Origin of the sequence: Burkholderia sp. HI2714, assembly GCF_002223085.1 — a bacterium.
Classification (GTDB): domain Bacteria; phylum Pseudomonadota; class Gammaproteobacteria; order Burkholderiales; family Burkholderiaceae; genus Burkholderia; species Burkholderia lata_D.
In genome coordinates this window covers 48,610-67,835 of sequence record NZ_NKFM01000004.1, presented here as the reverse complement: position 1 = coordinate 67,835, position 19,226 = coordinate 48,610, and the positions used below count along the sequence as shown (strand labels likewise).

Sequence of the window (19,226 nt, the reverse complement as noted above, 5' to 3'; positions counted from 1 at the left end):
CTGCGCATCGTCTGCGAACGAATCGTGGGAAAGCGGAAAACTGGAAAACGGAGGAACGCGGCGGAGCGCGGAAGAAGCGCGGTGCGAACGCAAGCGCGGAATACGGCCACTGCGCAGGCCGATGCACCAACAGCGGAAATCCGTGCACGCAAATGAAAAAGCGCTGTTGGATTCCGTCCAACAGCGCTTTGGGGTCCGGGCACTTTGTGCCTCGATTGTCTCCTCGTTCTCCACCTGCAAATTCGTTTCGCGGTGCATCAGAACTAGGACGAAGATTAAAGGACCTTTCACGGTGCGACAACTTAGCATTTACCCCTATGGTGCATCGCCGCACGAAAATGGGGCACCAGCTTGCCGCACGGCGCCGGCCCGAGCCCGCTGCGACGCCCTTCCGGAGCATGCCGGATGGTGCTTCGCATCAACGCCCGGTGACGCGCGTCGCACGCATTCAGGACGCCCTGAGCGGCTTGATCCGCGCGACCATTTCACCGACGATGCCGCGCCGGAATGCAAGCACGCATGCGATGAAAATCAGCCCCGTGACGATCGTCGCCGATTCGCCGAGCGAATGGAACCACGCGACGCCCGTCGTCGACGCGAGCCATTCGCCGATGTCGCCGAGCCGGTCTTCCAGTGCGACGATCAGCGCCGCGCCCAGCAGCGGCCCGAACAGCGTGCCCATCCCGCCGACGAGCGTCATCAGCACGACGAGGCCCGACATCGTCCAGTACGCGTCCGACAGCGTCTCGAAGCCGAGCACGAGCACCTTCAGCGAGCCGGCCAGCCCCGCGATGCCCGCCGACAGGATGAACGCGAGCAGCTTGAAGCGGTCGGTGTCGTAGCCGAGCGAAATCGCGCGCGCCTCGTTCTCCTTGATCGCGACGAGCACCTGGCCGAACGGCGAATGCACGACCCGCACGATGAACGCGCACGCGGCGACCACCACCGCCAGCACGACGTAGTACAGCGCGACGTCGTTCGACAGGTCGAGCAGCCCGAACAGGTGGCCGCGCGGCACGCCCTGCAGCCCGTCCTCGCCGTGCGTGAACGGCGCCTGCAGGTAGATGAAGTAGACCATCTGCGCGAACGCGAGCGTGATCATCGCGAAGTAGATGCCCTGCCGCCGGATCGCGAACAGCCCGACGACGAGCCCGAGCAGCGTCGCGGCAACGGTGCCGACCAGCACGCCGAGCTCCGGCGTGAAACCGAGCGTCTGCATCGAATAACCGGTCGCATAGCCGGCGGTCGCGAGGAACATCGCATGGCCGAACGACAGCAGCCCCGTATAGCCGATCAGCAGGTTGAACGCGGCCGCGAACAGCGCGAACGTGAGCACCTTCATCACGAACACCGGATACGCGCCGATGAACGGCGCGGCGAGCAGTGCGGCGAGCAGCACGCCGTAGAGCACTTTTCTCTGCATCATTTTTCCTTGCCGAAGAGCCCCGCCGGGCGGAACAGCAGCACGATCGCCATGATCACGAACACGACCGTGGCCGACGCTTCGGGGTAGAACACGCGCGTGAAGCCCTCGATCACGCCGAGCAGCAGGCCCGTGACGATCGAGCCGAGGATCGAGCCCATCCCGCCGATCACGACCACCGCGAACACGGTGATGATCATCGGCTGGCCCATCAGCGGCGACACCTGGATCACCGGCGCGGCCAGCACGCCCGCGAACGCGGCGAGCGCGACGCCGAAGCCGTAGGTGAGCGTGATCATCATCGGCACGTTCACGCCGAATGCCTCGACGAGCTTCGGGTTCTCGGTGCCCGCGCGCAGGTACGCACCCAAGCGCGTCTTCTCGATCACGAACCACGTCGCGAGACACACCGCGAGCGACGCGACGACGACCCACGCGCGGTAGTTCGGCAGGAACATGAAACCGAGGTTGGTGGCGCCGGACAGCTGCGACGGCACGTCGTACGGCTGGCCGGACGAACCGTAGATCGACCGGAACACGCCTTCGACGACCAGCGTGAGCCCGAATGTGAGCAGCAACCCGTACAGGTGATCGAGCTTGTACAGCCAGCGCAGCATCGAGCGTTCGATCAGGATTCCGAACGCGCCGACCACCAGCGGCGCGATCACGAGCATCGCCCAGTACGGCAACGCGAAATACGACAGGCCCATCCACGCGAGCATCGCGCCCAGCATGAACAGCGCGCCGTGCGCGAAGTTGATCACGTTGAGCAGCCCGAAGATCACCGCGAGCCCGAGGCTCAGGATCGCGTAGAACGAGCCGTTGACGAGCCCGAGCAGCAACTGGCTCAGCATCGCCGGCAACGGAATGCCAAAGATTTCCATCGACTTAGCCGTCAGAATGAGTTTCGTTGCGTACGCAACCTTTATGCATCGCGTACGCGGGCGGCGCAGCGGGCACATCGCTGCAGCCGCCACCGAGCGGCGCGCCCGCGCGCGCCGCTACGCCCTGCTTACTTCCACAACGCGCAGCGCGTCTCCTGCTTGGTACCGAACGCCTGCTCGCCCGGAATCGTCGCGAGCACCTTGTAGTAATCCCACGGCTCCTTCGATTCCGACGGCTTCTTCACCTCCATCAGATACATGTCGTGGATCATGCTGCCGTCCTGGCGGATATAGCCCTTCGCGTAGAAGTCGCCGATCTTGATCTTCTTCAGCTCGGCCATCACCTTGTCGGAGTCGGTCGTGCCGGCGGCCTGGACGGCCTTCAGGTAGGTCGTCACCGACGAGTAGTCGGCCGCCTGCAGGCTCGACGGCATCTTCTTCATCTTGCCGAAGTAGCGCTGCGCCCACTGGCGCGACGCCGCGTCACGGTTCCAGTACCAGCTGTCGGTCAGCACCAGGCCCTGCGTCGTCTCGAGGCCGAGGCTGTGCACGTCGTCGATGAACATCAGCAGCGCGGCGAGCTTCATCGTCTTCGTGATGCCGAACTCCTTCGCGGCCTTGATCGAGTTGATCGTGTCGCCGCCCGCGTTCGCAAGGCCGAGGATCTGCGCCTTCGACGATTGCGCCTGCAGCAGGAACGACGAGAAATCCGACGCGGACAGCGGGTGACGCACCGCGCCGAGCACCTGGCCGCCGTTCGCCTTCACGACGTCCGACGTGTTCTTCTCGAGCGCCTTGCCGAACGCATAGTCGGCCGTCAGGAAGAACCACGACTTGCCGCCCTGCTTCACCACCGCCGAGCCGGTGCCCTTCGCGAGCGCCATCGTGTCGTATGCGTAGTGGACCGTGTACGGCGTGCACTGCTCGTTGGTCAGCGTGTCGGCGCCCGCGCCGATGTTGATGTAGACCTTCTTCTTCTCGGCCGCGACCTGGTTCATCGACAGCGCGGTGGCCGAGTTCGTGCCGCCGACCAGCAGGTCGAGCCCGCCGCGGTCCATCCATTCGCGCGCCTTCGATGCGGCGATGTCGGCCTTGTTCTGGTGATCGGCATAGACGACCTCGATCGGCTTGCCGAGCACCTTGCCGCCGAAGTCGGCCACTGCCATGCGGATCGCCTCGAGACCGCCCTGCCCGTCGATATCCGCGTAAAGCCCCGACATGTCGGTGATGAAGCCGATCTTCACGGTATCCGCCGCGTGTGCGGCGCCGGCGGTGAACGCGGCAGTCGCGAGTGCGAGACAGGCCTGTGCGAGGGTCTTCATTTTCATTGACGTCTCCTGTTGTTCTGATGCGTTGTGGTTGTTCGAGGGCCGCCACGGCTAGCGGCAAGGGAAACGGGGCGGCGTCATACCCCGAGCAGGTCGTGCAGGGTCGGCATCTTGCTTTCCAGTTCGGCCGCCTGGAAATGTTCGACGATGCTGCCATGCTCCATCACGTAGAACCGGTCGGCGAGCGGCGCGGCGAAGCGGAAATTCTGTTCGACCATCACGATCGTGTAGCCGCGCGCCTTCAGCGCGACGATCATCCGCGCCAGTGCCTGCACGATCACCGGCGCGAGGCCTTCGGAGATCTCGTCGAGCAGCAGCAGGTTCGCGCCGGTGCGCAGGATCCGTGCAACCGCGAGCATCTGCTGCTCGCCGCCGGACAGCCGCGTGCCCTGGCTCTGCCGGCGCGACGCGAGGTTCGGGAACATCGCGTAGATCTCGTCGATCGGCATCGCGTGCTCGCGCGGCCCGATCAGCGGCGGCAGCATCAGGTTCTCCTCGCACGACAGGCTCGAGAAGATCCCGCGCTCCTCCGGGCAGTAGCCGATGCCGTAATGCGCGATGCGGTGCGTCGCGAGGCCGATCGTCTCGTTGCCCGCGACCTTGATCGACCCGCTGCGGCGCCCCGTGAGGCCCATGATCGCGCGCAGCGTCGTCGTGCGGCCCGCGCCGTTGCGGCCGAGCAGCGTGACGACTTCACCGCGATGCACCGTCAGGTCGACACCGTGCAATATGTGGGATTCCCCGTACCAGGCCTCCAGGCCCGTGATCTCCAGCGCGGGCGTACCGCTTTCGACGCCGCTCAATTCGCGTTCCTCCCGTTCGCTGTGCTTCATGCGTGCGCCCCCGCGAGCGCCGCGTCGGCGCTGCCCATGTAGGCCTCGATGACGAGCGGATTCTTCGACACTTCCGCATACGAGCCTTCGGCCAGCACCTCGCCGCGTTGCAGGACGGTGATCGTGTCGGAGATGCCCGCGATCACGTTCATGTTGTGCTCGACCATCAGGATCGTGCGGCCGCTCGCGACCTTCTTGATCAGCGCGGTCACGCGATCGACGTCCTCGTGGCCCATCCCCTGCGTGGGCTCGTCGAGCAGCATCAGTTCGGGCTCCATCGCGAGCGTGGTCGCGATCTCCAGCGCGCGCTTGCGGCCGTACGCGAGCTCGACGGTCGGCACCTGCGCGAAATCGGTGAGGCCGACCTGCGTGAGCAGGTCCATCGCGCGGTCGTCGAGCCGCTTCAGCGTGCGTTCGCTGCGCCAGAAATGGAATTCGGTGCCGAGCGCGCGCTGCAGCCCGATGCGCACGTTCTGCAGCGCGGTCAGGTGCGGGAAGACGGCCGAGATCTGGAACGAGCGGATGATGCCGCGCCGCGCAACCTGCGCGGGCCGCTCGTCGGTGATGTCGATGCCGTTGAAGACGATCTGGCCGGCCGTCGGCGTCAGGAATTTGGTGAGGAGGTTGAAGCAGGTGGTCTTGCCCGCGCCGTTCGGCCCGATCAGCGCATGGATCGCACCGCGACGCACACGCAGGTTCACGCCGTTGACGGCCGTGAAACCCCTGAATTCCTTGGTCAGTCCGCGTGTTTCCAGAATCGTGTCGCCGAGAATCATGTTCCCTTCCGTACGAAGTCAGGCGAAGCACCGGGAAGATTCGCGAGAAGCGTCCGCGAAACAGGTCAGCGGATGAGCGGTCTGCCCCGGGCGCCGTGTTACGCCTCGAGGGTGGTCTCCCGCGCCGACGCGTCTCTACACTGCGCCACATTGTCTCGCCGTTGGTGCAGTGCAATCATCGGGATTTGCACTTATAGGGCTGGCCGCCATGTCGCACGCGGCTGTGCACGGTTTTTCGCGCCGTTTTTTTGACACGTGCATCATCGTGCGTTGACCACCCGCGCGGCCCGGCACGCACGCAACAAAAAAGCCGTGCGGCGGCACGGCTTGCATGGATCTTGCCGGGCGAACCGGTGTTATTCGGTGCCCATCGGCGTCATCGGCACCGCCGCTGCAACAGCAGCTTGTTTCGCATAGCGAATCAGCGGGCGTCATCATGACGGCCCGCTGTCGTGCGTGTCAGCGTTCCGTCACGCGGCTGTCACCGCCTGATCCGTGCGCACCGGCGTCGCTTCGCGCGCCGCACGGCGATCGGCACGAATCATGTCGCTCGCACGCTCGGCGATCATCAGCGTCGGCGAATTGGTGTTGCCCGATGTAATGAATGGCATCACCGATGCATCGACGATTCGCAGCCCCGCGATGCCGCGTACGCGCAGCCGGCTGTCGACCACCGCGCGCGCATCGTCGGCACGCCCCATCCGGCAGGTGCCGACCGGATGGAAGATCGTCGTGCCGACGACGCCGGCCGCCTCGATCAGCTCGGCTTCGCTTCGATACTGCAGGCCCGGCAGGATCTCCTCGGGCCGATAGCGCGCGAGCGCCGGCGCGGACGCGATCCGGCGCGTGAGCCGCAGCGCGTTCGCGGCGACGTGGCGATCGTGGTCGGTCGACAGATAGTTCGGCGCAATCGCGGGTGGTGCGCCCGGATCGGCGCTCGCAATATGCACGCTGCCGCGCGACGTCGGCCGCAGATGACACACGGACGCCGTAAACGCGTTGAAGCTGTGCAGCGGCTCGCCGAAGCGTTCGAGCGACAGCGGCTGCACGTGGTATTCGAGATCGGGGCGCGTGAGCGCGGGATCGTCGGGATCGGATTTTGCGAATGCGCCGAGCTGCGACGGCGCCATCGACATCGGCCCGCGCTGCAGCAACGCATATTCGGCGCCGATCATCAGCTTGCCCCACCAGTGCGCGGACAGCGTGTTGAGCGTGCGCACGCCCTCGACGCGAAACGCCATCCGCAATTGCAGGTGGTCCTGCAGGTTTTCGCCGACACCCGGCAGATCCTGCACGACGTCGATGCCGAGCGCCTGCAGCCGCCGGCCATCACCGATACCCGACAGTTCGAGCAGCTGCGGCGAATTCACCGCGCCGGACGTCAGCAATACCTCCGAACGCGCCCGCGCGACGTAATCCGTGCCACCGCCGTGGTATTCGACGCCGACCGCGCGCCGCCCGTCGAAGATCACGCGCTGCGCCTGCGCGCCGGTGATCACGGTCAGGTTCGGGCGCGCCATCGCGGGCCGCAGGAACGCCTTCGACGTATTCCAGCGCACGCCGCGCTTCTGGTTCACCTCGAAATAGCCGACCCCGGAATTGTCGCCGCGGTTGAAATCGTCGGTTGCCGGGATGCCCGTCTGCTGCGCGGCCTGCGCGAACGATTCGAGGATCTCCCAGCGCAGCCGCTGCTTCTCGACACGCCAGTAGCCGCCCGCGCCGTGCGCGTCGCTCGCGCCCGCATGGTGATCCTCGCTGCGCTTGAAGATCGGCAGCACGCTGTCCCACGACCAGCCGGCGTCGCCGGTTTCCTGCGCCCAGCTGTCGTAATCCTCGCGCTGGCCGCGCATGTAGATCATCCCGTTGATCGACGAGCAGCCACCGAGCACCCGACCGCGCGGATACGACAGCGCACGGCCGTTGAGCGCGGCTTCGGGTTGCGTCTTGTACAGCCAGTCGGTGCGCGGGTTGCCGATGCAATACAGATAGCCGACCGGGATATGGATCCAGTGATAGTCGTCCTTGCCGCCCGCTTCGAGCAGCAGCACGTGGATGTCGGGATCCTCGGTCAGGCGGTTCGCGAGCACGCAGCCCGCGGTGCCCGCGCCGACGATCACGTAATCGAATTCGCCTTCTAGCGTGCGTTGGGTAGTCACGATTTGTCTCCTGTCACGCGGCGCAACGCCGCGCGTCATTTTCAGCATAGTGCGTCGCGAGCCGCGCTTGCGGCCCCGCGCCACGACCGATGAAGCGTACTCCGGCCGCCGGCCGCCGATCCAATGAGTTATGCTGAACTGCGTTATAAGCTGCGCTCATATCACGACGATGGATCTCACCCTGCTCCGCGCGTTCGCGACGGTCGCACGCGAAGGCAACCTGACGCGCGCCGCCGTGCAGTTGCACCTGACGCAGCCGGCGGTCAGCCTGCAGATCAAGCATCTGCAGGAAACGCTCGGCGTCACGCTGTTCACGCGCACGTCGCGCGGCCTCGCGCTCACGCGCGACGGCCAGACGCTGCTGCCGCATGCGGAACGCGCGCTCGCCGCGGCCGCCGACGTGCAGCGCGCCGCTGCTGCGCTGCGGCACGAGGTGCGCGGCCGGCTGCGGATCGGCACGATCCTCGATCCGGGCTTCCTGCGGCTCGGCGGCTTCCTGCGCGCGCTCGTCGAAACCCATCCGCAGATCGAGACGGCGCTGCGGCACGGGATGTCGGGCTGGGTGATCGAACAGGTGCGCACGCGGGCGCTCGACGTCGGCTACTACATCGGCCGGCCGGGCGAGGACGATCCGTTCGACGGCGCCCTGTTCCACACCGTCACGCTCACGCATTTCCAGTACCGCGTACTCGCGCCGGCCGGCTGGAAGGAGCGCGTGCAGCGCGCGCACGACTGGCGCGCGCTTGCCACGCTGCCGTGGATCTGGACGCCGCCGGCGTCCGCGCACCACCGGCTGCTGTCACGGCGCTTCGCCGAAGCCGGCGCGCAGCCGCTCAAGGTGGCCGAGGTCGACCAGGAGCAGTCGATGCTCGATCTCGTCAAATCGGGGATCGGGTTGACGCTCGCGCGCGACTCGACCGCGCTGGCCGAAGCGCACGCGCATGCGCTGACGATCGTCGAGCCCGTGACGGTGCCCACCGAACTGACGTTCGTGACGCTCGCGGAGCGGCGCGACGAACCGGCGATCGCGGCGGCGCTGCGGCTGATCGAAGCGCAGTGGGCGATATGAGTGGCGCTGATAGCGCTGGGACCGGCCGCGCACCGGGCGTCAACGGGTGGCACGTCGCCGGTCGGCAGCCGGCGACCGTGCGGGCCATCGCGTGCGTGAACGGGGAAATCACGGGGCCGACCCTCCCGGCCGCGTCGTGTCGCCGCGTCCCGCCGGTCGTCACGCCACCTTCGCGGGCTTTTTGCTAGATTGTGCGTTCGCACACCGCGAGACCCCGATTGAAGGAGACCCGCATGGCCCGCAACATCGAGATCAAAGCCCGCGCCCGCGAATTCGACCAGCTGCGCGAACAGGCGGCCAGGCTCGCGACCGAAGCGCCGCTGTTCTATCGCCAGCAGGATTTCTTCTATGACGTGCCGCGCGGCCGGCTGAAGCTGCGCCGCTTCGAGGATGGCACGCCGGCCGAACTGATCTTCTACCAGCGCGACGACCGCGACGGCCCGAAGGCGTCGTACTACACGCGCAGCCCTGTGACGAATCCCGACGCGATGCACGCGCTGCTCGCCACCGCGCTGACCACGCGCGGGATCGTGACGAAGGAACGGCACGTGTACCTCGCGGGCCGCACGCGCATCCACCTCGACCGGGTCGACGGCCTCGGCGATTTCATCGAACTGGAAGTCGTGCTCGGCCCCGATGACGACGAAGCCGGCGGCGAAGCCGAAGCGCACGACGTGTTCGCGAAGCTCGGCGTGTCGCAGGACGATCTCGTCTCAGTCGCGTACGTCGACCTGCTGAACGCCGACGCGCCGCACGAAGCAGCCTGATCCGGCCCCTGCCCCAAGGCGGCGCAACCCGCGCCACCGTCAACCCTGCCGCCGCGCGGTTGCCGCGTCAGGCGGCGCCGGGCGCCAGGTGCGCGAGCGGCAGCGCGCCGTTGCGCTTGAAGGTCGTCAGCACGATGTTCGAGCGCACGCTGTCGACGCCCGGCACGCGCATCAGCTTCTTCATCACGAACTGCGACAGCGCGTTCAGGTCGGGCGCGACGATCCGCAGCAGATAGTCGGCATCGCCCACCACCGCATGGCATTCGAGCACTTCGGGCAGCACGTCGATCTGCTGCTGGAACTGCTCGATGATCGAATCACCGTGGTGCTTGAGCTTGAGGCTCGTGAACGCGGTGACGCCGAGCCCGAGCTTTTCGGGGCGCAGCATCACGCGATAGCCTTCGATCACGCCGGCCGCCTCGAGCCGCTGCAGCCGCCGGCCAATCTGCGACGGCGACAGCGGCACCTCCTCGCCGAGTTGCTGGTGCGTCGCGCGGCCGAAGCGCTGCAGCACGTCCAGTAGTGCGAGATCGAAGTGGTCTAGTTCCAGCATGATCATTCTCCGCATTAATTCGTGATTTGGTGCGAGATTATCGCATCAACAAGCGAATCAACGCCAACTATGCGCCCATTCCGCGCGCAGCCCGCTCTACACTTGCATGGTTCCCAACCGCCACGTGCAGAGCCAGATCATGTCCACCGTCGTCACCGCGAAACTGCAGGAGCAGTTCGATGCGGGCCTCGAAACCCGCGCCGATTTCACCATCGACCAGCCGCTTGCACGTTACGGCCAGGTCGACCACGCGGTGTGGAAGCAGCTCTATGCACGCCAGTCGGCGCTGCTGCGCGGGCGCGCATGCGACGCGTTCGTCGCGGGGCTCGGGAAGATCGACCTGCCGGCCGATCGCGTGCCGTCGTTCGCCGACGTCAACCGCCAGTTGAAGCCGGCAACGGGCTGGGAGATCGTCGCGGTGCCGGGCCTCGTGCCCGATCGCGTATTCTTCGAGCATCTCGCGAACCGGCGCTTCCCCGTCACCTGGTGGATGCGCCGCCCCGACCAGCTCGACTACCTGCAGGAACCCGACTGTTTCCACGACCTGTTCGGCCACGTGCCGCTGCTGATCGACCCGGTGTTCGCCGACTACATGCAGGCGTACGGCCGCACCGCGCTCGCAGCCGCCGACGATGAAGCGGCGCTGGCGCGCCTCGCGCGGCTCTACTGGTATACGGTGGAATTCGGGCTGATCCGTGACCCGCGCGGCACGAACGGGTTGTCGATCTATGGCGCCGGGATCGTGTCGAGCAAGGGCGAAAGCCTGTACAGCCTCGAAAGCGCGGCGCCGAACCGGCTCGGCTTCGACCTCGAGCGCGTGATGCGCACGAAGTACCGGATCGACACGTTCCAGAAGACCTACTTCGTGATCGACGATTTCACGCAGCTGTTCGCGCTCGCCGACGTCGACGGCCGTGCGCTCGCCGATCGGCTGGCGGCGCTGCCCGAGTTCGCCGCCGGCGCGGTGCTCGATACCGATCGCGTGCTGCATCGCGGCACGGGCGAAGGCTGGCCGGACGACGCCGACGCGTGACGTACGAGGGCGCCGGGACGCGCCGCTGGCGGCCTCCCGATCGCCTTCCCCGGTGCCCGTCGCCGGATGGCCGTCCCCGGATGCCCGTCCCACAACTATGAAACAATGACCGATGCCGGCTTCGCCGCGCGGCGAAGCCGCGCGCGGGCGCCGTTACCGACCGAGAGGTGCAAGATGATCCACAAGCTCACATCAGAAGAACGCAAGACCCGGCTCGAAGGCCTGCCGCTCTGGACGGCCGTCCCGGGCCGCGATGCGATCCAGCGCAGCCTGCGCTTCGCCGATTTCAACGAAGCGTTCGGCTTCATGACGCGCGTCGCGATCAAGGCGCAGGAAATGAACCACCATCCGGAATGGTTCAACGTGTACAACCGCGTCGACATCACGCTGTCGACCCACGATGCCGACGGCCTCACCGAACGCGACATCGAACTGGCATTGTTCATCGACCGTGCCGGCGCGCACGCGCAACCCGCCGCCTGAGGCATTCCTCTACCGCCGCGCGTCTTTCGATGCGCGGCGCGTCAACTTTTCATTTCGATGAACGTTTTCTAGGATGTAGTCAGCGGAAGCCTTCAGCTTTCCAAGCCATCCTTAAGGCGCACGTAAGCCTCGTAGGCTTTCCGTGCCTTGGGGTCCAAACCTTCCAGTTGCAGCGCGCTTTCGCGCTGTACAATCAGCAGCGCATACGGCTTGGAAAGCGCGCTGGCCTCTTCGCAGAGTTTGAGTTCGTCGCCGCTCGACGGCGAGCGGGCGCGCCAGAAATTGATCGCGGCTTCTAGGTCGTTGATCGAAATATCGGACATGTTTGGATTTAATCGTTCGCTGGCCGCCATGCTTGATGTCAGGTGTTGCGGCGCCCCTGTGGAAACGGCGTCGTGCTGTCCGCGTGCCTGAACCGCCAACCCATTGTACTTGAGCGAACTTCATGCGACTCCTTCTGATTGAAGACGACCGCCCCATCGCACGCGGTATCCAGAGCAGCCTCGAGCAGGCTGGCTTCACCGTCGACATGGTGCATGACGGCATCTTTGCCGAACAGGCGCTGGCACAGAACCGCCACGAACTCGTGATCCTCGACCTCGGCCTGCCGGGCATCGACGGGATGACGCTGCTCACGCGCTTCCGCCAGACCAACCGCCACACGCCCGTCATCGTGCTGACCGCGCGCGACGAGCTGAACGACCGGATCCAGGGCCTGAACTCCGGCGCCGACGACTACATGCTCAAGCCGTTCGAGCCGGCCGAGCTCGAAGCGCGCATCCGCGCGGTGATGCGCCGCAGCGGCCCGCACAGCGACATGCCGCGTCCGGAAGTGTCGCTCGGTGGCGTCCGCCTGTCGGGCGTCGATCGCCGTATCTTCAACGACGACAAGCCGCTCGAACTGTCGCCGCGCGAATTCGCGGTGCTCGAGATGCTGCTGCTGCGTCACGGCCGCGTCGTCAGCAAGGCCCAGTTGCAGGATCACCTCACGCACTTCGGCGGCGATCTCGGCGACACCGCGATCGAAGTCTACGTCCACCGCGTGCGCAAGAAACTCGAGCAGTGCCGTGTCGAAATCGTCACGGTGCGCGGCTTCGGCTACCTGCTGCAGGAAATCCGCCAGACGGCGAGCGTCTGAGCGCGGCACCGCGCGCCGGGCGGCCACGTGCCGCCAGCGTGTGCGCGCTGCTCCGCGTCGCCGCCCGGCGCACGACCGCGCCGCTCCCCGTGAGCGGCGTTTATCCATTTGCCCGTCGAAATGTCTCCTGATCCGGCTGTGACCACCAGCCTGCGCCGCTCGCTGCTTCGGCGCCTCGCCGCCCCGCTGTCGATGCTCGCGCTGATGAGCGGCCTGATCGCCTACTGGCTCGCGTGGCAATACACGCAGCACGTGATCGACCGCTCGCTCGCCGATCTCGCGACCGCCATCTCCAAACAGATCCAGATCGCCGGCCCCGACGCGCCGTTCACGGTGCCGCCGCTTGCGCAGGCGATGTTCTCCGATCCCGCCGAAGCGTTGATCTACCGGATCAGCGACGGCGAACAGGAACTCGCCGGCGATCCGAAGCTGCCGCTCCAGGGCATCAACGTGCGCCGCATGCATCACGCGTACGTGTTCGAGGCCGAATACGACAACCGTGCAGTGCGGGTCGCGCAGGTGCGCGTCGACGACGTCGAAGGCGGCAAGCCGATGGTCGTCGAGGTCGCGCAGCCGGTGCGGCACCGCTACCGGATCGCGGCCGAATTCCTCGTCGCGATCATGATGCCGCTGCTGCTGCTGCTGCTCGCGGGCTGGGGGATCGTGTGGCGCGTCGTGAACCAGCAGCTCGGCCCGCTCACGCACCTGGCCGATTCGCTGAACCGGCAGACCCACACGTCGCTGGAACCGGTCGACGAAACCGAGGTGCCGCTGGAAATCCGGCCGCTGACGAGCGCGATGAACGCGCTGCTCGGCCGCCTGAAGACCGCGCTCGATGCGCAGCGCAAGTTCATCGCCGATGCCGCCCACCAGTTGCGCACGCCGCTCACGGCCGTGAAGCTGCACGCGGAGCAGGCAGCCGTGGCGCGCGACCCGCACCAGACCTTCGCCGCGGTGCGCGAACTGCGCGCGGCCGCCGACCGTGCGGTGCGGCTGTCCAACCAGTTGCTGTCGCTCGCCCGTGCCGAGCCGGGCGAACAGGCCGCGCGGTTCGTCGACGTCGACCTCGCGGCGATGGCGTTCGAGACGGGTGCCGAATGGGTGCCGCGCGCGCTTGCGTCGCACGTCGACCTCGGCTTCCAGCGCACCGACGATCCGGGTGACGACGAGAAGTTGGTCGTGCGCGGCAACCCCGTGCTGTTGCGCGAGGTGATCGCGAACCTGCTCGACAATGCGCTGAAGTACGTCCCGCTCGCGCGGCCGGACGGCGCACGGATCACGGTGAACGTTGCGCGCGGCGCACTCGAGGACGGCCAGCCGGCCGCCGAGATCGTCGTCGAGGACAACGGCCCCGGCGTGCCCGCCAACCAGCAGGCCGACCTGTTCAAGCGCTTCTTCCGCGGCGACGCGCAAAGCGGCAATGGCGTCGAGACGGGCGCCGGGCTCGGCCTCGCGATCGTGCACGACATCATCGCGATGCACGGCGGCACCGTGTCGTACGAGGATGCATCGGAAGGCGGCTCGCGCTTCGTGGTGAGGGTGCCGCTGGTCGCGCGCACCGAGCAGCCGGCCAGCGAAACACCGGCCGCCGCATCGACGCACTGAGAGATCGAGGGACTCGCGGCGGGCGGCCGCTGATCGGGCCGCGCGCCGGATGAGGAAGGCGGGAAGCACGGCTGCACAATACGGCAGCCGTCTGCAGAAACGGCAGCGGCAGCGCACGATGCGCCGCCGCCTGCGTCACTTCTTGCTTTTCTTGTCTTTCGACCGGGACTCGGACTTGCCGTCCTTCTTGTCCTTCTTCTTTTTCTTCTTCCCGCCCTCGTCGGACGTCGCGAGCAGCGTGCCGCGGCACGACGCCGCACCGCAATGGCACGCGTACTCGCGCTTGAGCGTCTTCGTCAGCTTCGCGTCGATCACGAGGCCGTAGTCGTAGAACAGCTCCTCTTCCGGCCCGATGTCGCGCAGCGCATGGATGTACACGCGGCCTTTGACTTCCTCGGCTTCGCAGTTCGGCGCGCACGAGTGGTTGATCCAGCGCGCGCTGTTGCCGTCGATCTTGCCGTCGATCACCCCGCCCTCGTCCAGTGCGAAGTAGAACGTATGGTTCGGTTCGCTCGGGTCGTGCGGGTGGCGGCGCAGCGCCTCCTTCCATGAAATTCGTTCGCCCTTGTATTCCACTACGCGCTCGCCGGCCTTGATCGGCGCCACGGCGAACACGCCTTTACCGTGTACTCCCGAGCGGCGCACCGCGATCCTGCGTGAACTCATCGAACGAATCCTTGTGAAGACGACTTGAATGGAAGACGGCCGCGGTCACGGCCTGGCGCCGCGCAAAACGAAAACGCGGCACCGGTTGGTGCCGCGTCGAGGCATGCGGCGAATCACCCGCATCCTACACGTTCACGATTGCTTCGTTCAACATCACGCGCAATATTGCGCGCGGTGCTCAACGCTGGCCGAATGCGATGTCGCCGAACAACGCCTTGTGCTCGCGCGGCTGCGAGCGCCAGTATTGCGGCGGCGCCGTCACCTGCGCGCCGAGCTCGGCCGCCGCATGCCACGGCCAGCGCGGGTCGTACAGCATTGCACGCGCCATCGCGACGAAATCGGCATCGCCGGCCTCGATGAGCCGGTTCGCATGCGCCGGCTCGTTGATCAGGCCGACGGCGATCGTCGGCATGCCGACCGCGCGCTTCACCGCCTGCGCGAACGGCACCTGGTAACCGGGCGACAGCGGAATCTTCTGCAGCGGCGACACGCCGCCGGACGACACGTCGATCCAGTCGCAGCCGCGGCGCTTCAGTTCGTGCGCGAACGCGATCGTATCGTCGAGCTCCCAGCCGCCTTCGACCCAGTCGGTCGCGGACACGCGCACGCCGACCGGCCGGTCTTCCGGAAACGCCGCACGCACGATCTCGAAGATCTCGAGCGGAAAGCGCATGCGGTTTTCGAGCGAGCCGCCGTATTCGTCGGTGCGCTGGTTCGCGAGCGGCGACAGGAACTGGTGCAGCAGGTAGCCGTGGGCCGCGTGCACCTCGATCGCGTCGATGCCGAGCCGTGCGGCCCGCTTCGCCGACGCCGCGAACGCTTCGCGGATCCGGTTCAGGCCCGCGGCATCGAGTGCGAGCGGCGGCGTCTCGCCATCCTTGTGCGGCACGGCTGACGGCGCATGCGGCAACCAGCCGCCGTCGGCGACCGGCACGAGCTGACCGCCCTGCCACGGCACGTTGCTCGACGCCTTGCGCCCCGCATGCGACAACTGCATCGCGATGCGGACCGGCGAATGCTTGCGGATCGCGGCCAGCACCGGCTTCAGCGCGGCTTCCGTCACGTCGTCCCAGAGGCCGAGGTCGCCATGCGTGATGCGCCCGTCGGGTTCCACCGCGGTCGCCTCGATGCAGAGCAGCCCCGCGCCCGACAGCGCGAGATGGCCGAGGTGAATCATGTGCCAGTCGGTCGCCTCGCCGCGTTCGGCCGAATACTGGCACATCGGGGAGATCACGATCCGGTTCGGAAGGGTCACGCCGCGCAGCGTGAACGGGGAAAACAGCGCAGTCATGGAGGCCGCTCGCCAGGAAAGGAAAGAGCGAACGAGCGTAGCACGCAGGCGGCAAGCGTGCAGATGGCGCACCCGGCAGTAAGCGGATGGTCAGGTACGGCGCACGGCAGGTTACCGGTAATGGAGAAAAGGCAGCGCATACGGCGATGCGCCGGCCTGCAACGAATGCGGGCCGAGCAATCCCTTCGCGGCGAACGGCGGCGCCGCTGGCGGCGTCAGAGTCCGACGCTGTCGAGCCACTCCGCGAACATGCGTCGCGCGGCCGCCTCGAGCGCGGGGCCGTGCTGCGCGGTATCGGCGCGCAACTGACACGCGTCGATGCCGGGCGTCGCCGCGATTTCGCCGGCGTTCGCGATCAGCCACGGCTCGAATCGGTCGGTGCGGATTTCCGGATGGCATTGCAGCGCCAGCACGTGCTGGCCCCATGCGAACGCCTGGTGACGGCAGGCCGGCGTCGAGGCAAGATGAATCGCCCCGCCCGGCAGGTCGAACGTGTCGCCATGCCAATGCAGCATCGACGTCGCCGCACCATCGAGATGGCGCAGCGGCGAGGCGCGACCGGCATCGGTGAGCGTCAGCGGCGTCCAGCCGAGTTCGTGCTGCGCGGCCGGATAGACGCGCGCACCGAGCGCCCGGGCGATGAACTGCGAGCCGAGACAGATCCCGAGGATCGGCAACCCGGCGTCGATGCGCTTGCGCACGAGCGCCGCGAGCGGCGCGATCGTCGGATATTGCGCATCGTCGTACACGCTGAGCGGCCCGCCGAGCACGACGAGGAGCGACGGCTCGAGCACGTCGAGCACCTCGACCCGCGACGACCCGACGTCGACGTAGCGCACCCGCCGGCCCCGTTCGCCGAGCACCTGCTCGAAGCTCCCGAGATCCTCGAAATGCACGTGGCGGATCGCCACGACTTCAGCGTTCATCATCGGCCTCCCGGTCGATCGACGGACGTCAGCCGGCGAAAATCTTCCAGGTCTTCTTCTGCGTCGCCGCGTCGGCCTCTTCCTGCACCGAGCAGTCGAGACGCAGATCGCTGTCGGACATCGAGATGTCGAGCGCCGCGCAGTGATGCACGGTCTTCTTCGACAGCTTGCCCGGCTGGAAGTGGGCGCACGTCAAGCACATGCGCTGCGGCGGCGTCGCACCGGCCACCTGCAGTTCGCGCAGCGTCTTCAGCAGCGCGCGATACAGTGTGCCCTGCTCGTCCGCGCCGAGCTTGCCGACCGCTTTCGTCAGGAATTCAGGCCATTGCAGCGCCTTCTTCGCGGCCGTCCGGCCACGGGCCGACAGGCGCACGGCCAGTGCGCGGCCGTCGTCCAGCGCACGGCGCTTCTCGACAAGACCCTTCGTCTCGAGCGTGCTCACCGCATCGCTCGTGGTCGCCGCGGTCAGCTGCGTCTCGCGCGCGATCTCGCCGAGCCGCATCGGGCCCTTGCGCTGCAGCAGCAGCACGAGAATCTCGCCCTGCGTCGGCGTGAGGCCTGCGCCTTCCGCCCAATCCCATGCCTGGCTTCGCATGGCCGTACTCAACCGCAGCAGGCTGTGGGTCACACGTCCCGAAGCCTGATTCCCGTAAACGCCTTCGCTCATAGTCTTTTCGCTTTGCCGCCGCCCGGTTTGCCGAGCGGCCGTAGTGTGGAGATCGAATGTCTATCTCAAAACAGACATGCTCTTGCGAGTATGTCAGCACGGCCGTCGCGAGGGCACACGCGGCGGTCGCGTTCGCGGCGACCGGTAAGACACGCTTCGTTCCGGTGTCCGCAAAGCCGACATTCTAAGCGAGAGCGGAAAATCGCACAGCTAAGTTATCCCCTTCATTCTGTGGAAAATCACTGGATAACCAAAATTTTTCGTTGTGCCTGCAATGCCGAACGCCCGCCGAACGGTGCACGAGGGCATTTTCCTGTTCGGATCGGCCATCGGGCCAACCGCAATGATCCACCGGGTTATCCCGTGCACAGATCGTTGACTTTGCAGCGGAATATCCGGTTATCCACAGATTTTCAGGACACCCGGCAACGATTTCGGCGGCAATCGGGGCCGCCGGTCGTTCAGTGAATCGCGACTCGGTCGACCCCGTAATCTGCAAAACATTTTTTCACTCGCGCCACCGTAAGCACTGCTGGCGGACCGTCTCATTGAGCGATTTTTCCTGTTTGAAAACGGTTCTCAACCACGATGCGTCGTTCACGCGCGCCTTGGCGAGCGCGCCGATCTCGTCGAGCGCCGCGCGCGAGCCGAGCGCGGCAGCATGCGGCGCGATCCGGTCGAGCGTGTCGAGGATGTCTTCGGCGATCGTGCGGCGCTCGCCCGTCTGAGGATTCACGCAGGTGCCCTCGAGCCCGAAGCGGCACGCCTCGAAACGGTTGAACGTGTAGACGAGGTAGTCGTCCTCGGACAGCTTCAGCGGCCGGTCGGTCAGCAGGTAGCGCGCGAGCGTCTGGATGTAGCAGGCGATCGCCGCCGCGCGGTCGACCGACAGCGGCGTGTCCATCACGCGCACCTCGATCGTCCCGTAGCCGGGCTTCGGGCGGATGTCCCAGTAGAAGTCCTTCATCGAGTTGACGACGCCGGTGTTCACCATCTTCGTGAAGTACTCCTCGAAGCTGTCCCAGGTCAGCACGAACGGCGCGCGGCCCGACAGCGGGAACGCGAACACCGAATTCAGGCGTGCCGAATGGAAGCCGGTGTCGACGTTCTGCACGAACGGCGACGACGCGGACAGCGCGATGAAGTGCGGAATGAAGCGCGACATCGAGTGCAGCAGGAACAGCGCGCTGTCGGGATCGGGGCAGCCGATGTGCACGTGCTGGCCGAACACGGTGAACTGCTTCGCGAGATAGCCGTACAGCTCGGAGATGTACTGGAAGCGCGGCGCATCGTAGATCTGCCGGTCGCTCCATTGCTGGAACGCATGCGTGCCGCCGCCGGCCAGCCCGACGTTGAGCTGGTCGGCCGCCTTCACGAGCACGTCGCGGATCGCATGCAGCTCGCTCACCGCCTGCTCGTGCGAATGGCAGATGCCGGTCGACAGCTCGATCATGCTCTCGGTGATTTCCGGCGTGATGTTGCCCGGGAAGGTCTCGCCCTGGATCAGGCGCATCAGGTCGGAGGCCGCTTTGGTCAGGTCGTAGTTGTGCGTGTTGACGACCTGGATCTCCAGTTCGACGCCGAACGTAAACGGCTCGGAATTGACGAAGGTTTCGAGTGCCATGGCA

At 66.5% G+C, this 19,226-nt stretch carries 19 protein-coding genes; 6 read left to right on the top strand and 13 right to left on the bottom strand.

From position 1 onward, the window contains the following. Nucleotides 1–448: 448 nt before the first annotated feature. From CFB82_RS00490 to CFB82_RS00465, 6 genes are all read right to left on the bottom strand, one after another. A complete protein-coding gene (locus tag CFB82_RS00490; protein ID WP_039351467.1) occupies nt 449–1,423 on the bottom strand; it encodes a branched-chain amino acid ABC transporter permease in 975 nt (324 codons plus the stop codon). Continuing rightward, the gene (locus CFB82_RS00485) at nt 1,423–2,307 is read right to left on the bottom strand and encodes a branched-chain amino acid ABC transporter permease (protein ID WP_069246763.1); all 885 of its coding nucleotides are present in this window, start codon (nt 2,305–2,307) and stop codon (nt 1,423–1,425) included. Before CFB82_RS00485 ends, CFB82_RS00490 begins: the two co-directional genes overlap by 1 nt. Before the next feature lie 128 nt (nt 2,308–2,435). Continuing rightward, nucleotides 2,436–3,635 carry an ABC transporter substrate-binding protein gene (locus CFB82_RS00480; protein ID WP_089483173.1) on the bottom strand — a complete coding sequence of 400 codons (1,200 nt, stop codon included), beginning with the start codon at nt 3,633–3,635 and terminating at the stop codon, nt 2,436–2,438. A 77-nt stretch (nt 3,636–3,712) separates the two neighbouring features. Continuing rightward, entirely contained in the window at nt 3,713–4,468 is a 756-nt protein-coding gene (locus CFB82_RS00475) for an ABC transporter ATP-binding protein (protein WP_039351472.1), read from the bottom strand. Continuing rightward, nucleotides 4,465–5,244 carry an ABC transporter ATP-binding protein gene (locus CFB82_RS00470; protein WP_021160426.1) on the bottom strand — a complete coding sequence of 260 codons (780 nt, stop codon included), beginning with the start codon at nt 5,242–5,244 and terminating at the stop codon, nt 4,465–4,467. The genes CFB82_RS00475 and CFB82_RS00470 overlap by 4 nt, the downstream gene beginning before the upstream one ends. Before the next feature lie 470 nt (nt 5,245–5,714). Then, the gene (locus CFB82_RS00465) at nt 5,715–7,400 is read right to left on the bottom strand and encodes a GMC family oxidoreductase (protein WP_089483172.1); all 1,686 of its coding nucleotides are present in this window, start codon (nt 7,398–7,400) and stop codon (nt 5,715–5,717) included. A gap of 169 nt (nt 7,401–7,569) precedes the next feature. Between CFB82_RS00465 and CFB82_RS00460 the strand changes: the two genes are divergently transcribed. Beyond that, nucleotides 7,570–8,469, top strand: a complete 900-nt coding sequence (locus tag CFB82_RS00460; RefSeq protein ID WP_089483171.1) for a LysR family transcriptional regulator — start codon at nt 7,570–7,572, stop codon at nt 8,467–8,469. A gap of 233 nt (nt 8,470–8,702) precedes the next feature. Further along, the gene (locus tag CFB82_RS00455; protein ID WP_089483170.1) at nt 8,703–9,236 is read left to right on the top strand and encodes a class IV adenylate cyclase; all 534 of its coding nucleotides are present in this window, start codon (nt 8,703–8,705) and stop codon (nt 9,234–9,236) included. 67 nt (nt 9,237–9,303) lie between these two features. Here CFB82_RS00455 and CFB82_RS00450 read toward each other — a convergent pair whose 3' ends face one another. After that, a complete protein-coding gene (locus CFB82_RS00450) occupies nt 9,304–9,789 on the bottom strand; it encodes an Lrp/AsnC family transcriptional regulator (RefSeq protein ID WP_006408082.1) in 486 nt (161 codons plus the stop codon). A gap of 139 nt (nt 9,790–9,928) precedes the next feature. Here CFB82_RS00450 and phhA point away from each other — a divergent pair, with 139 nt between their 5' ends. Then, a complete protein-coding gene (gene phhA, locus CFB82_RS00445) occupies nt 9,929–10,822 on the top strand; it encodes a phenylalanine 4-monooxygenase (protein ID WP_089483183.1) in 894 nt (297 codons plus the stop codon). Nucleotides 10,823–10,996: 174 nt separating this feature from the next. Further along, nucleotides 10,997–11,305, top strand: coding sequence for a 4a-hydroxytetrahydrobiopterin dehydratase (locus tag CFB82_RS00440; RefSeq protein WP_011350499.1), 309 nt, complete (start codon nt 10,997–10,999; stop codon nt 11,303–11,305). A 92-nt stretch (nt 11,306–11,397) separates the two neighbouring features. Here CFB82_RS00440 and CFB82_RS00435 read toward each other — a convergent pair whose 3' ends face one another. Next, a complete protein-coding gene (locus tag CFB82_RS00435; protein WP_069246758.1) occupies nt 11,398–11,628 on the bottom strand; it encodes a DUF3717 domain-containing protein in 231 nt (76 codons plus the stop codon). A gap of 122 nt (nt 11,629–11,750) precedes the next feature. Between CFB82_RS00435 and CFB82_RS00430 the strand changes: the two genes are divergently transcribed. Both CFB82_RS00430 and CFB82_RS00425 read left to right on the top strand, forming a co-directional pair. After that, nucleotides 11,751–12,443, top strand: a complete 693-nt coding sequence (locus CFB82_RS00430; RefSeq protein WP_006401494.1) for a response regulator — start codon at nt 11,751–11,753, stop codon at nt 12,441–12,443. 120 nt (nt 12,444–12,563) lie between these two features. Continuing rightward, nucleotides 12,564–14,048 (top strand): sensor histidine kinase, encoded by a 1,485-nt coding sequence (locus CFB82_RS00425; protein WP_069246757.1) that lies wholly within the window; start codon nt 12,564–12,566, stop codon nt 14,046–14,048. A gap of 135 nt (nt 14,049–14,183) precedes the next feature. On the opposite strand, the gene CFB82_RS00420 is transcribed toward CFB82_RS00425, so the two are convergent. The 5 genes from CFB82_RS00420 to CFB82_RS00400 form a co-directional block, all read right to left on the bottom strand. Next, on the bottom strand, nt 14,184–14,714 hold the full coding sequence (locus CFB82_RS00420; protein WP_089424134.1) for an SET domain-containing protein: 531 nt from the start codon (nt 14,712–14,714) through the stop codon (nt 14,184–14,186). Nucleotides 14,715–14,892: 178 nt separating this feature from the next. Next, entirely contained in the window at nt 14,893–16,005 is a 1,113-nt protein-coding gene (locus tag CFB82_RS00415) for an NADH:flavin oxidoreductase/NADH oxidase (protein WP_089483168.1), read from the bottom strand. 215 nt (nt 16,006–16,220) lie between these two features. After that, on the bottom strand, nt 16,221–16,931 hold the full coding sequence (locus CFB82_RS00410; RefSeq protein WP_089471995.1) for a glutamine amidotransferase: 711 nt from the start codon (nt 16,929–16,931) through the stop codon (nt 16,221–16,223). Between the two features lie 28 nt (nt 16,932–16,959). Continuing rightward, nucleotides 16,960–17,598 (bottom strand): MarR family winged helix-turn-helix transcriptional regulator, encoded by a 639-nt coding sequence (locus CFB82_RS00405; protein WP_034188191.1) that lies wholly within the window; start codon nt 17,596–17,598, stop codon nt 16,960–16,962. A 508-nt stretch (nt 17,599–18,106) separates the two neighbouring features. Further along, nucleotides 18,107–19,222 (bottom strand): YbdK family carboxylate-amine ligase, encoded by a 1,116-nt coding sequence (locus tag CFB82_RS00400; protein WP_006490006.1) that lies wholly within the window; start codon nt 19,220–19,222, stop codon nt 18,107–18,109. Nucleotides 19,223–19,226 lie beyond the last annotated feature (4 nt).

What these genes read in the sequence shown, in the direction of transcription:
- CFB82_RS00490 (WP_039351467.1), bottom strand. Translation starts at nt 1,423, where the DNA reads ATGCAGAGAAAAGTGCTCTACGGCGTGCTGCTCGCCGCACTGCTCGCC.
- CFB82_RS00485 (WP_069246763.1), bottom strand. Translation starts at nt 2,307, where the DNA reads ATGGAAATCTTTGGCATTCCGTTGCCGGCGATGCTGAGCCAGTTGCTG.
- CFB82_RS00480 (WP_089483173.1), bottom strand. Translation starts at nt 3,635, where the DNA reads ATGAAAATGAAGACCCTCGCACAGGCCTGTCTCGCACTCGCGACTGCC.
- CFB82_RS00475 (WP_039351472.1), bottom strand. Translation starts at nt 4,468, where the DNA reads ATGAAGCACAGCGAACGGGAGGAACGCGAATTGAGCGGCGTCGAAAGC.
- CFB82_RS00470 (WP_021160426.1), bottom strand. Translation starts at nt 5,244, where the DNA reads ATGATTCTCGGCGACACGATTCTGGAAACACGCGGACTGACCAAGGAA.
- CFB82_RS00460 (WP_089483171.1), top strand. Translation starts at nt 7,570, where the DNA reads ATGGATCTCACCCTGCTCCGCGCGTTCGCGACGGTCGCACGCGAAGGC.
- CFB82_RS00455 (WP_089483170.1), top strand. Translation starts at nt 8,703, where the DNA reads ATGGCCCGCAACATCGAGATCAAAGCCCGCGCCCGCGAATTCGACCAG.
- CFB82_RS00450 (WP_006408082.1), bottom strand. Translation starts at nt 9,789, where the DNA reads ATGCTGGAACTAGACCACTTCGATCTCGCACTACTGGACGTGCTGCAG.
- phhA (WP_089483183.1), top strand. Translation starts at nt 9,929, where the DNA reads ATGTCCACCGTCGTCACCGCGAAACTGCAGGAGCAGTTCGATGCGGGC.
- CFB82_RS00440 (WP_011350499.1), top strand. Translation starts at nt 10,997, where the DNA reads ATGATCCACAAGCTCACATCAGAAGAACGCAAGACCCGGCTCGAAGGC.
- CFB82_RS00435 (WP_069246758.1), bottom strand. Translation starts at nt 11,628, where the DNA reads ATGTCCGATATTTCGATCAACGACCTAGAAGCCGCGATCAATTTCTGG.
- CFB82_RS00430 (WP_006401494.1), top strand. Translation starts at nt 11,751, where the DNA reads ATGCGACTCCTTCTGATTGAAGACGACCGCCCCATCGCACGCGGTATC.
- CFB82_RS00425 (WP_069246757.1), top strand. Translation starts at nt 12,564, where the DNA reads ATGTCTCCTGATCCGGCTGTGACCACCAGCCTGCGCCGCTCGCTGCTT.
- CFB82_RS00420 (WP_089424134.1), bottom strand. Translation starts at nt 14,714, where the DNA reads ATGAGTTCACGCAGGATCGCGGTGCGCCGCTCGGGAGTACACGGTAAA.
- CFB82_RS00415 (WP_089483168.1), bottom strand. Translation starts at nt 16,005, where the DNA reads ATGACTGCGCTGTTTTCCCCGTTCACGCTGCGCGGCGTGACCCTTCCG.
- CFB82_RS00410 (WP_089471995.1), bottom strand. Translation starts at nt 16,931, where the DNA reads ATGAACGCTGAAGTCGTGGCGATCCGCCACGTGCATTTCGAGGATCTC.
- CFB82_RS00405 (WP_034188191.1), bottom strand. Translation starts at nt 17,598, where the DNA reads ATGAGCGAAGGCGTTTACGGGAATCAGGCTTCGGGACGTGTGACCCAC.
- CFB82_RS00400 (WP_006490006.1), bottom strand. Translation starts at nt 19,222, where the DNA reads ATGGCACTCGAAACCTTCGTCAATTCCGAGCCGTTTACGTTCGGCGTC.